This is a genomic window from Paenibacillus sp. ACRRX (assembly GCF_022346885.1).
Lineage (GTDB): Bacteria > Bacillota > Bacilli > Paenibacillales > Paenibacillaceae > Paenibacillus_B.
Genome location: NZ_JAKRNK010000002.1, coordinates 310729 through 323328, shown reverse-complemented (window position 1 = coordinate 323328; position 12600 = coordinate 310729). Strand labels below are relative to the sequence as shown.

Below are 12600 nucleotides of genomic sequence, written 5' to 3'. Positions count from 1 at the left end.
CAAATGGTAGTGGGAGACGCATCTTTAAATATTGATACTTTGGTTATTGGCGCAGGTCCTGGCGGTTACGTAGCAGCTATTCGTGCTGCACAGCTGGGTCAAAGCGTAATGATCGTTGATAAGTCCGAAGTTGGCGGCGTATGTTTGAACCGTGGTTGTATTCCATCCAAGGCTCTCATCAGCGCAGCTCATCAATATGAAGTAACACAGCACGCTTCAGCAATTGGTATTACGGCTGAGAACGTAACCGTTGACTTCTCCAAAGTCCAATCGTTCAAAGCAGGCGTAGTTAAAAAATTGACTGGCGGCGTAGGCGCGCTCTTAAAAGCAAACAAAGTTCAAGTTTTCAAAGGTGAAGCAATGTTCATCAATGAGACAGAAGCTCGTTTGTTTAATGACCAAGAAGCACCACGTTACAAGTTCAACAACTGTATCATCGCTACAGGTTCCCGTCCGATTGAATTGAAGGCATTCCCGTTTAGCGGCCGTATCTTGTCCTCGACAGAAGCGCTTGAATTGCCTGAAATTCCAAAAAGCATGATCGTTATCGGCGGTGGATATATCGGCGCTGAGCTTGGTCAAATGTACTCCAAGTTCGGAACAAAAGTAACAGTTATCGAGGGCGCTGACATGGTATTGCCAGGCTTCGATAAAGATATGACACAAATCGTATCCAAAAACATGAAGAAAACTAACGTTGAAATCTTTACGGGTGCTAAAGCGGAGTCCGCTACGCAAACAGACAAAGACGTTACAGTTAAATTCTCTGTTGGCGGAGAAACAAAAGAAGTAACTGCTGAATACCTGTTGGTTACGGTAGGCCGTCGTCCAAACACAGACGGAGAGCTTGGTCTTGACATGATCGGCGTGAAAATGACGGATCGTGGTTTGATCGAAGTTGATCACCAAGGTCGCACAAGTATTCCACACATCTACGCGATTGGCGACATCGTACCTGGTCTTGCGCTTGCGCATAAAGCTTCGTACGAAGGTAAAGTAGCTGCGGAAGCTATTTCCGGAATGTCTAGCGTTGTGGATTATAAAGCGATGCCGGCTGTATGCTTTACAGATCCAGAGTGTGCAAGCGTAGGCTTGTCTGAGTCTGAAGCAAAAGGCAAAGGCTTAAACGTGAAGTCGGGTAAATTCCCGTATGCGGGTAACGGACGTGCGTTGTCCCTTGGCGGCAGCGTTGATGGCTTTGTGAAGATCGTTGCTGACGCTGAGACAGGTGTAGTAATTGGTGCCCAAATCGTTGGACCAGAAGCCTCCAACTTGATCGCTGAGCTCGGCTTGGCAGTAGAGATGGCAGCTACATTGGAAGACTTGGCATTGACTGTACATGCGCATCCAACTCTTGGTGAAATCGTAATGGAAGCGGCTGAGGTTGTGCTTGGCCACCCGATTCACACTGTAAAATAATTGTCTCACTCTTTCTGTAAGGTTCTGTTTGAATTCTGTTTACGGTTCTATATATAATGCTGATACCCCCGGGCTCTGGAGCTGCGGGGGATTTTTTTATCAGACGCCTGTTAAGTGCATGATCAAAGCGTTAATGCAGCATAGTCAATAGCAAAAGTGATTAATTGTTTTTATAGCGGCTACCAAATATACGATTCGTCCAGATTGGTGACTTTTTGAGGTCACCAATGTTAAAATGAAACTCAACCTTGAGGAATTAGAACGGAGTGAAATGTAGAAATGAAAGCTTACTTGGAATTGCTGCAGGATGTGTTGGACAATGGCGTACATAAAGAGGACCGAACCGGAACCGGGACGGTATCCGTATTTGGACGGCAGCTACGCTTTGATTTGCAGCAAGGATTCCCGCTTGTAACGACTAAGCGTCTGCACCTAAAATCAATCGTGCACGAACTGCTCTGGTTTCTTAGCGGAGAGACTAACATTCGTTACCTGAAAGAGAATGGCGTTCGGATTTGGGATGAGTGGGCAGATGAGAACGGCGACCTTGGTCCCGTGTATGGCTCGCAATGGCGACATTGGGAAACAAAGGACGGCAGGGTCATTGATCAGATTACAAACGTAATAGAGCAGATCAAAACGAATCCGGATTCGCGGCGATTGCTTGTGTCTGCCTGGAACGTTGGTGAGGTGGAACATATGAAATTGCCTCCTTGCCATTATGTATTTCAGTTTTATGTGGCAAACGGAAAGCTGAGCTGTATGCTGAATATGCGTTCTGTTGATACGTTTTTAGGGCTTCCATTTAATATCGCAAGCTATGCGCTGCTTACCCATATGGTAGCCCAGCAGTGCGGACTGGATGTTGGAGAGTTTGTTTGGACAGGTGGAGATGTTCATATTTACTCCAATCATATGGAGCAGGTGCACACCCAACTTGCACGAGAACCGTTCCAACTACCTAAGCTTGTGATCAAGCGTCAGCCTGCTTCTATATTTGATTATAAGTTTGAAGACTTTGAGTTTGAGGGATATGAGTACCATCCCACAATTAAAGCCATTGTGGCGGTGTGATAGCATTTTAGGTATATAACTCGTGATTGAGACCACTTCAATCGGATAACGATACTAAGTAGGGAAGGAGGTATCTAGATATGGGTATTAGTATGATATGGGCCATGGATAGTCACCGTCTGATTGGTAAGGACAATGGGCTTCCGTGGCACCTACCGAATGATATGGCGTTTTTTCGTGCGCATACGCGGGGCAAGACGATTGTGATGGGACGAAAGACGTTTGATTCTATTGGTGGCAAGCCGCTTCCGAAACGGCCAAATATCGTGATGACACGCAATTTGGATTGGTCTCACGAAGGAGTAGAGATCGTTCATGGCGTTCAAGACGTGGTTGATAAGGCAGCAGGAGATGAAGAGATTATGGTCATTGGGGGGGCGGAGATTTACCGTCTGATGATGCCTTATGCCGATAAGTTATATGTAACACGGATTGAACATGAATTTGAAGGTGATGATTATTTTCCTGATTACGATGAATCAGAGTGGGAATTAGTAGAGGATATACCTGGTGTAGTTGATGAGTTGAACCGATATGCTCATCGATTTACAATATATCAGCGGAAATGCTAACTCAATGAGCTGTATTCATTGCCGAACGATTCGATGATTATATGCGTATTTCATTCGTCATTTAGTGCAAATGTTAGGACGTTTACTCTATGTCCAATCTACTGTGCTTCTAATAAGATATTGTGAAATAGACTGTCGAAAATCACATAAAATATTGTTGCACAGTGACGCGGTAAGTATATATGGTTAGATAAATTTACATGGGAATAGAGATACGGACAGACGGATGGAGGATAAATACGATGTCAACACCTACTGGCTTTATGGAATATACAAGACAAATCCCGGCTGATCGGGATCCATTGGAACGATTAAAGGACTGGGAAGAGTTTCACAAGCATATGAACGAAGAAGAGCTTCGACTTCAAGGAGCTCGTTGTATGGACTGCGGAACACCTTATTGTCATACCGGTATTGAGATTACGGGTGGAACCTCAGGCTGCCCGATCAACAATCTAATCCCAGAGTGGAACAGTTTGGTTTACCGAGGTCTATGGCGTGAAGCGTTGGAACGCTTGCATAAGACAAATAACTTTCCCGAGTTTACAGGCAGAGTATGTCCAGCCCCTTGTGAAGGCTCATGTACAGTGGGTTTGATTGGCAAGCCCGTCACGATTAAGACAATCGAACAAGAGATTATCGATCGCGGATTTGACGAAGGATGGGTGCGCCCTGAGCCGCCGAAACAGCGGACCGGCAAGAAAGTAGCTGTAGTAGGATCTGGGCCCGCAGGGCTAGCCTGCGCTGCACAGTTGAACAAAGCAGGACATCTAGTTACAGTGTACGAACGCGCAGATCGAATTGGCGGATTGCTGACTTACGGAATTCCGACGATGAAGTTGGAGAAGGATGTCGTTCAACGTCGTGTAGATTTGCTCGAAGCGGAAGGGATTCAATTCATTACGAACACGGAGATCGGCAAGGATATTGCTTCGGAACAACTTACGCAAGATTTTGACGCCGTCGTACTCTGCGGGGGTGCTACCAAGCCAAGGGAGTTCAACATCGAGGGTAGAGAGCTGAAAGGTATCCACTATGCTATGGATTACTTGAACGGCAGCATTAAGAGCTATCTCGATTCTAAGTTGGAGGATGGGCAATACATTAGCGCCAAGGAGCTGGATGTTATCGTCATCGGCGGAGGAGACACAGGTACAGACTGTGTAGCCACAGCTCTTCGTCACGGCTGTCGCAGCATTACACAGTTCGGGACACATAACAAAGCTCCTCTTGAGCGTGATACCGTCAATAATCCATGGCCTCAGTTTCCTAATGTATATACACTTGACTATGCTCATGAAGAAGCAAAGGCACTGTACGGCGAAGATCCGCGTGAATTCTCGATCATGACCACGAAGTTTGTTGGTGATGAGAATGGACACGTTAAAGAGCTTCATACCGTTCAGATTGAACGTATCGTCGATGAGACGGGACGCAAGATATATAAGCCGATAGAAGGTACGGAACGAGTATTCCCGGCGCAGTTAGTTCTGCTGGCAATCGGCTTTGATGGGCCAGAGCAAACGATCATCGAGCAATTAGGTCTGGCAACAGATCGTCGTTCTAACGTTAAGGCTCCATACGGCAAGTACACAACTAATGTAGACAAAGTATATGCGGCAGGTGATATGCGCAGAGGGCAGAGCTTGGTTGTTTGGGCTATTAATGAGGGCCGTGAGGCTGCCCGTGAAGTGGACCGTCATTTGATGGGAACAACGTTGCTGCCTTAATTTTTGATCCAGTATGTTGGACAGAATTTGGATTATTATCAAATGTTCGTTAGTAGCATATAGATGTTCGTTTTGAAGAAGACAGCTGGAAGCTGCGCCTAGTTACTAGTGCGCAGTTTTTTTGTTGGTCGTTGCAATTTATGCCTGACGGGAAGCGCTGCAATCTGATACACTAAGAAAGATGAGCAGAGAGGGGGGCGTGAATGGACAGCCTGAATGGAGGCAAAATTCTTGTCCTTGCAGAGAAACCCGACATGGGACGGACGATTGCGCAAGTGATTGAACCAAGAGCCAGAAAGTATCGTACACATTTAGAAGGTGAACGTTATATCATCACATGGGCAATAGGCCATTTGATTACGCTTGCTGAGCCGGATTCTTATGATCCTAAATATAAACGATGGAATTTCCGTGATTTGCCGATTATGCCTGATGCTTTTAAGATTGTGGCTTCACGCAGGACGATGGATCAGCTTAAAGCGATTGGAGAATTGGGCAAGCAGTGTCACTCGATTGTAAACGCGTGTGATGCCGGACGTGAAGGACAGTATATTTTTGCTTTGATCGAACAGTATTGGAAATGGCGCAAGCCTGTTAAGCGTCTTTGGATATCGGACTTGACACCGGAAACGATTCGGAGAGGGTTTGATGAATTACAGGATGCGAGCGCGTACGCAAATTTGACAGCGGCAGCACGGGCGCGGAGTGAAGCGGATTGGCTAATTGGCATGAATGCGTCGCGCGCCTTTACGACTAGACACAAGACGCTGTTATCAGTCGGCAGGGTGCAGACACCGGTGTTGGCGCTCATATACGATCGTCAGCAGGAGATTGACAAGTTTGAATCGGATTCTTACTTTGAGTTGACTGCACAATTTCAGCAGGAAGAACTCATTTACAAAGGAACACGGGTAGGGGATAGGATTCGCAGTGAAGAGGAGGCTGAACGGCTGAAAGCTAAGTTAACAGGTAAGCCTGGCCGGATTGCGGATTATCAAATCAAAGATGGCAAAGAATTTCCTTATCGATTGTATGATCTTACGTTATTGCAGCGTGAAGCTAATGGAAAGTATGGCTTTTCAGCGAAGAAGACACTTGACATTGCACAGTCTTTGTATGAAAAACATAAAGTAATAACTTATCCGCGTACGAACTCCAACTACTTAACGGAACAGAATGTGGGGTCTATGCATGATGCGCTGCGTATGCTGAACAGTATGGAACAATATCGCGAATGGGTGGCAAAAGCAGAGCCGAATCGCGTTCACACTGGAAACAAGGCCATTTGTCAGCCATCTAAAGTAGAAGATCACCATGCGATTTTGCCAACCAAAAAGAGACCAGGTACGTTGGCACCCGATGAGATGAAAGTATATGATATGATTGTGCGCCGGATGTTGTCTCATTTTTATCCACCTGCAACCTTCACTTTATATACTGTACTTACAGAAGTGGATACAGAAACTTTTAAGACAAATGTGAAGCAGTGGACAGATCGGGGCTGGAAAGTACTTTACGACCAAGATGAACGGACTAAATCGAGCAGCAAGAAGTCGCGCCCAGGATCGCCAGCAGACGATGACGGAGAGAAAGGGCGGCAGGATGAGCCAGAAGAATGGAATGGTGACAAACCGTTTCATGTGAATGCTGCCAATTCGGTAAGTGTCAAGCAGTTGGCGGTAGAAAAGAAGACGACACAGCCGCCGAAGGCATACACTGAGGGTACGTTACTGAAGGCGATGGAAAGCGCAGGCAAGCAGCTGGAAAATGAAGAACTTCGTGATGCCATGAAAGATTCAGGATTAGGTACGCCAGCTACACGTGCGGCAACAATTGAGCGTCTAAAGCAAGTAGGGTATGTAGGGATGACAGGAAAGCGCATCACCTTAACGCTAAAAGGTAAGACGGCAGTGGAACTCATCCGTCATGCAGGTGTTCAGTTGCTAACTTCGCCAGAGATGACTGGACAGTGGGAACGCAGGTTGACACAAATTGCTCGTGGAGAAGCTTCCAACACTACTTTTATGGAAGCTGTACGGAAATTTACGCTTCATGTGATTGATTGTGTGGACAAGCAGCGTCCCTTATCTGGAGAGCTCGTGCAGCAGATGGAAGAGGAAGGCAGCAAGAAACGGGGATCAAAGACTGCTGGCAAGTCTAAAAAAGAGTCAATCTCGAATCGGGCCAAAGGAAAAGGTCAAGAAAAAAGTTCTGTTCAAGCTCCCGAAGGGCTGCCTGAAAGCGATTCTTCCAACTCGTCCCCCTCGCTCCGCACCAATACAGGCTTTGGAGCGTGTCCGCGGTCGGGATGTGGCGGGCTAATTATCGAAGGTCGTAAGGGCTACGGATGCACGCATTTTAAGCAAGGATGCTCATTTGTCATTTGGAAGAAGCAAAAAGCGTCCGGTAAGACGATTTCGGAGACGATGCTGCTGGACTTGCTGACGAAGGGCAGGACGCAACTACTTTCCTTTACTAACGGGGGCAGCAAATTTAAAGGCAGATTGTTATTGTCTAATCCGGCGAATGGCGACCTCAGCATAGAACAAGCAGAAGCTTAATACTGTAGGGAACAAAAAGAAGCACACTCCTCCACGATGAGGGGTGTGCTTTCTGTGAGTAAGAGTGAGCGATATGATCATCGTCCAATCTTTATGTCAGAAAAGTGTCACAATGCATGTCTGCAATCATGAGCAAGATTAAAGGGATAACTTGGGTGTTCCTTGTCCAGATTGCCAATCCAGAATAACCTGGGGTACTTGCACCAGCTTCTCAATCGTTACAAAAGCTCCTTGAGGTTTGACTGTGAGATCCACCAAATTATAAGCCCATTCGGTAGCTTGCTTCAGATAGATAGCATTAAGTCCGTTGATTAATGCAGGCATTACATCTGTACGCAGAGAATTGCCAATCATCCAAGTTTTGAAGCGATCTAGTCTAAGGTGCTCGACAATGGATTCCAATGCCTCAGTTGTCTTATGCTGACGGATAAAAATTCGATCGCCGAAGTAGGTAGACAACTGCATCTGGTCAATCTTGCGCTGTTGAATGACAGCTTCTCCACCAGTGTATAAGAACAACTCGTGTCCTTCGTCACGCAGCTTGTCCAGCGTATCAATCATACCGGGGTACGGCTCTACTTCAGTCTCATACACACTCATGCCGAGTTTCCACAGCAGTTCCATCTCTTGTGGAGAGACTTCTCTTCCGGTCAGCGTGCTGAAATGTATTAATGTGTGTTGTAGTGATTGTGGAAAATGTTCACTTACAAATCCGGTTTTCTGTACTTCTGTGATGTCAAATTCGGATTGAACACGCTGCACATCCTGCGCGTTAACGCGATAAGCTGCAAACCAGGTCGTCATTAAATCAAGGAATTGTTCACTTACAGCGTCAAAGTATTTGTTGCAGTATACAAGTGTATCGTCTAGATCAAACAGTATCGTTTGGTTTGAATGTTTGGATGCGTTAGGCATCACAGTCACCTCCAAGCTTGCTTGACGTTCGATTGGAAATGACTTAGCTTATAAAGCGTATAAAGTCAACTGCATAAACTCGAAAGCGTCAAGGCTGCACGTAATCTTCTAAAAAGACGGATAAGTCCGCCAAACCTTCTTGCCTTAATGCGATTTGTTCTACTTTTCCGCTCCAATAGGTGCGAATATAGCCGGCTGAACGCAGCACAGCTAGATGATGCTGAACCGCGTTTTTGCCTAGATTAAGATGCTCAGACAACTCTGCAAATGTAACAGGGTTAACTGCGATCATTCGTAATATACGCAATCTCGTATCATCTGCAAGGGCTGAGATCATCCTTTTTAACGATTGCGGAGGCGTATCCGCCGTGTCTTCGGGCAAATCGATGGAATACAGCATCAGAGTGGAATGCTTAAACGTACACGTATTGTTAATCGGCCGATAGTGCCACATCGGTGCAAGCACGACCTCTTGAATTTCCCCATCCGTATCCAACACAACACCGTTAGTGGCAATTTCAATCAGATCTGTTGGATTCATTTTGCTCATAAGTCGGCGCTTTTCATTCGCATCCGCAATTAATGCTGGTTCCCATAATGGCACAGACCATCTTAAGTAGTGATCATACCACAGGATGAGGGCGGGTATGTAAACCTGGCGAATCCGATCTATACATGCTTGATCATAAGGCAGACCGTACAATTGAATGATGCGCGACCAGTCATCTTCGGTCATGCAACCCAGTTGAGTCAAAAATAACGGAATGTCGTGTGGGTGTTCTCTTTCCAGGGCGGCTGCAAACAATATATCAAATTCATGCATGGAATATTTTCGAAGCAGGGTGGATTGTTCAATCGCATCTGTCGATAGTTGCGCTTCCACTTGTTGAATCCAATTCGGACCGCCTTCCACGTTACGAATCCATTTCCGATGCACGTACAGCATGTAACTGCCAATAAGCTCATAGATCGGTGAGCAATCGATACGAACATGAAGGGACATGCGTTGGAACCTCCTTAGATAAGGGTTCTATGGTCGGTATTACTTATTCATTATGAATTGAATTGCATACGATTGTCTACTATAATGTTGAAATGCCTCGATATTCTTCTTACAAAATCAAATTTATTGCTATAAAGTGGAAATAGTTTGTCAGAATAGATTTTTGAAGATGATCAGCGAAGTAAGTCATAATAATGCCAATGAGATTGATCAAATGGTTAGAGATATCATGGAAATATTTCTTAAGATAGATTATGTATTATATATAGAAACAAAAAAGAATAACTGAAGTTGGTATAGAGTTTTGGCACATGCAATATATGCATTCAAGCCGATTGTTTATGAGAAACATGGGGATATATTACCTAAACTTGAAATTTGAAAGAAGGTTAATTCAAGCTAAGCAGAAGTTACTGTAGTAGTTATTTACTTTAATTAAGAAAGGATTGGTTATGTGTTGACCGTGACAGTCCAAACGCATGATTCACTCTATCGGCATGTATCAGTTTTCGATAGTAATACGACTTATCAAAGTACAGTAGAAAAAGTTACTAGGACTTTAAACAGGAAGAACTTCTCAATATCAATTAAATCGGATGAGATGGCCTTCTTTAAAAGTATTAACACCGATGAAATTATAAAATGGTCTTTCGACTAATAAACGATGATTATAGGGGAGATTCCTCATGGCTAGAAAGAAATTCAATTCAGTTGCAGAGGCAGCAGCATACATAATTGCAAATGACCTTGATCAAGAAACAAGGGATTTTGTTGTTCAACTGGATAGCAGCGAAATTATCAATTTACATTTTACCTTAGGGATGCATGTACGGAATAAGTATGACGTGATTTTTGATGAGGGTGATTCATTCTTTCCAACTCATAGAGACGACGTTTCATTGATGGTATTAAAAGAAATCCATAGAAAGTTAACTGATAGTGCTTAAAAAGTGGTTTTATGAAATAGAAGGTGACTAAACATGATGTCAAAACACACCTTTGAATGGGGATGAATAAGTTCAAAAAGCAGACGAGAAAGTGATTTTAAATGGATTTATGTTTATATGTGTGATTAATGAAATTCCAAGTAATAAATCGGTTTGTTTTAGGATTTATCCCTCCAATACAAAGACATCCTATTTCGAGGTGTTTTTCTCTTGGGGTAGTAATTGGTTCATAAACCTGCATCATCCACGGACTTGTGCTATTTTAATTGCATATGCCATTGATAAGGGTTGGAAATATTACCGCGAAAAACAACAGATTCGTATTGAACGTGGTGACTTTCTCTTAGATGAGCTGTCAATAAAAATACGATAAATGTAGTGGTGGACTGAGACTTGAGATGTTTACAAATGAAAAATGGCCTCATTATACCTCAAATGCAGTAAGAGTCAGAGGTAAGCGTATACGAAAGCGTGTTTCCGGTTCCGTTTTGACATGCTTCAAATCATTCCACCTTGGCTTTCCCTTCGTCCGTATACCAACCAAAGCGCCCTTATTGAAACACGGAAGAGGCTCCTCTAAGCCTGAACAATAAGGTGGAGACAATTTATAAACCCTATAGTTAAATAATATCTTTTTGGGAGAGATGACAGCATGAATATTAATAATACATTTGAAGTGTCAAAGAAAATTGCAACATTGGCAGACGAGTATAATGAGCTATCTTCGAAAGAAACTGATGAAGTTCTTAGGAACAGGTATACCGAATTAACTTTTCAATTAGATGAGATTTATTCTGAGCTGCTTCAAATCTCTAATTATTATCCAGATGATAAAACAGAGAAGATGGTTACGATAACAAAATCAATAGAGGGACTTTCAGCACATACACAACTTGTATTACTTCACGAGTATGAGAAAGAAAATTTGGCTCTTGTAGAGGATAGCAGTATGGAGGTTTATTTAGTGCCTTTAGATGCACTTAAACAAGAATAAAAGCTGACTTTCTTGGGGGATAGTGAAATCTCAGAATAATCTAAAGGGGAATATTTAATGAAAAAAGATTATTTTGGTAAAGTAGACAAATTTCTTTAAGAAGGAATAGAATCCAAGTCCGTGAGATCCTGGCTGCTTGGATTCTATTCGGTTTGAAAAGTACTAAAGAAACAGGACAGAAATGACTATTTTCCATATGATGTTGTCACTAAGGAGATTTGAGAGAATAGAGAGGAATTGCAATTCGATAAATAAAAGAGAAGAAGGTAAGTCATAAATTAATTATGGAGGCTAAGACGTGATGTCTTACAGGTGATAGGAAGACAAGAGGAATTTGGAGTTCAGAGTTTTGTAATGATTATACTAGATGTAATGTCATTAAATCCATAAGGAACCAAGTCGCTTATTTCCACTCCGGGATAATTGGCTGTGCCCCTGAAACTTAAGCTTCTTCCAGTAAAATCGGCATGCTCATAGATGGTTATGTCATATGCTCCTACAATGCGAATCGATGAAACTTTATCATTGAGTTGAATAGTGTTCGCGCTAGAAAGTAATCTAATCCAATCACCGCTCATTCCAGCATGATCATACAAGTAAACACCAAAAAGATCAGCGTTACTGTCGTAAGCTGAAACCCAGACAGAGGAGACGGTATCGTTTCCAATATACTCATCACTCAGGTCTCGGTCGCTAAAATTATAAGTGGTGCTGCGACCAAGATAAGCTAGATGTTCAAATACAGTAACTTGTGCACGATCACTTTCAAATCTGATAGAAGAAGCCATGTCATTGAAGCCGCGCTCATCCAGTCTATAAATAAGACCTGGAACTAGACCTATGCAATGACCCTGATAGTCTGCATCCGTACATAAATAGGCAACTGGTCGAGGTGGTGGGTCGAATATGCCCGCGGACACTGGAATTGACCCTAGTGTGATAAATACCAGCACAAACGTTGTAAAAGCTCCTATTAACTTAACTACACCTTTCATGTAAATCCCTCCTATTAGCTAATTTTTAATACAGATATACTCTATTACATTTATCAAAATATGGCAATTAAAATTAATGTGAATTGTTCATTTATTTGGGATACTACGTATAATTATAACTTTTACATTGATAGATACCGGTTTTTATGTTTATATTTTGTTTTATTGCTAAACTATATAACTTAAATACGCAATAAAATTGACATATGTTTAATTAAACATTAAAAAGGGCTGATGCTTTACTAATCCCATGCTTTTGTGACTTTTTTGTGATTTTTGTATGTAGTCTCGGGTGGAAACCTTGCTACAAAAGGTTGCTTTGTTAAGCACTCATCATATAATGTTAAAAGGTTGGCTTGTCATTGCATGGGTCAGATCGTATCCATGCTT

10 protein-coding genes are annotated in these 12600 nt (G+C 43.2%); 7 read left to right on the top strand and 3 right to left on the bottom strand.

The features are described from left to right. Positions 1–3: 3 nt before the first annotated feature. From lpdA to MH117_RS06870, 5 genes are all read left to right on the top strand, one after another. Entirely contained in the window at positions 4–1419 is a 1416-nt protein-coding gene (gene lpdA / locus MH117_RS06890; RefSeq protein WP_239327944.1) for a dihydrolipoyl dehydrogenase, read from the top strand. A 279-nt stretch (positions 1420–1698) separates the two neighbouring features. Continuing rightward, positions 1699–2493 carry a thymidylate synthase gene (gene thyA / locus MH117_RS06885; protein ID WP_239327943.1) on the top strand — a complete coding sequence of 265 codons (795 nt, stop codon included), beginning with the start codon at positions 1699–1701 and terminating at the stop codon, positions 2491–2493. An 80-nt stretch (positions 2494–2573) separates the two neighbouring features. Then, positions 2574–3065, top strand: a complete 492-nt coding sequence (locus MH117_RS06880) for a dihydrofolate reductase (RefSeq protein WP_239327942.1) — start codon at positions 2574–2576, stop codon at positions 3063–3065. A 242-nt stretch (positions 3066–3307) separates the two neighbouring features. Next, positions 3308–4795 (top strand): glutamate synthase subunit beta, encoded by a 1488-nt coding sequence (locus tag MH117_RS06875; RefSeq protein WP_239327941.1) that lies wholly within the window; start codon positions 3308–3310, stop codon positions 4793–4795. A gap of 203 nt (positions 4796–4998) precedes the next feature. Further along, on the top strand, positions 4999–7356 hold the full coding sequence (locus MH117_RS06870) for a type IA DNA topoisomerase (protein WP_239327940.1): 2358 nt from the start codon (positions 4999–5001) through the stop codon (positions 7354–7356). A gap of 138 nt (positions 7357–7494) precedes the next feature. Here the strand turns inward: MH117_RS06870 and MH117_RS06865 are convergent, their stop codons facing one another. Continuing rightward, positions 7495–8271, bottom strand: coding sequence for an HAD family hydrolase (locus MH117_RS06865; protein WP_239327939.1), 777 nt, complete (start codon positions 8269–8271; stop codon positions 7495–7497). 88 nt (positions 8272–8359) lie between these two features. Further along, positions 8360–9274: an ArsR/SmtB family transcription factor gene (locus MH117_RS06860; RefSeq protein WP_239327938.1), complete on the bottom strand. Its 915-nt coding sequence runs from the start codon at positions 9272–9274 to the stop codon at positions 8360–8362. Between the two features lie 686 nt (positions 9275–9960). On the opposite strand from MH117_RS06860, the gene MH117_RS06855 reads away from it, so the two are divergent. Together MH117_RS06855 and MH117_RS06850 are read left to right on the top strand one after the other, a co-directional pair. After that, a complete protein-coding gene (locus MH117_RS06855; RefSeq protein ID WP_239327937.1) occupies positions 9961–10221 on the top strand; it encodes a DUF6794 domain-containing protein in 261 nt (86 codons plus the stop codon). Positions 10222–10873: 652 nt separating this feature from the next. Continuing rightward, positions 10874–11215, top strand: coding sequence for a hypothetical protein (locus MH117_RS06850; protein WP_239327936.1), 342 nt, complete (start codon positions 10874–10876; stop codon positions 11213–11215). Between the two features lie 341 nt (positions 11216–11556). On the opposite strand, the gene MH117_RS06845 is transcribed toward MH117_RS06850, so the two are convergent. Then, positions 11557–12210: a hypothetical protein gene (locus MH117_RS06845; RefSeq protein WP_239327935.1), complete on the bottom strand. Its 654-nt coding sequence runs from the start codon at positions 12208–12210 to the stop codon at positions 11557–11559. Positions 12211–12600: the final 390 nt, after the last annotated feature.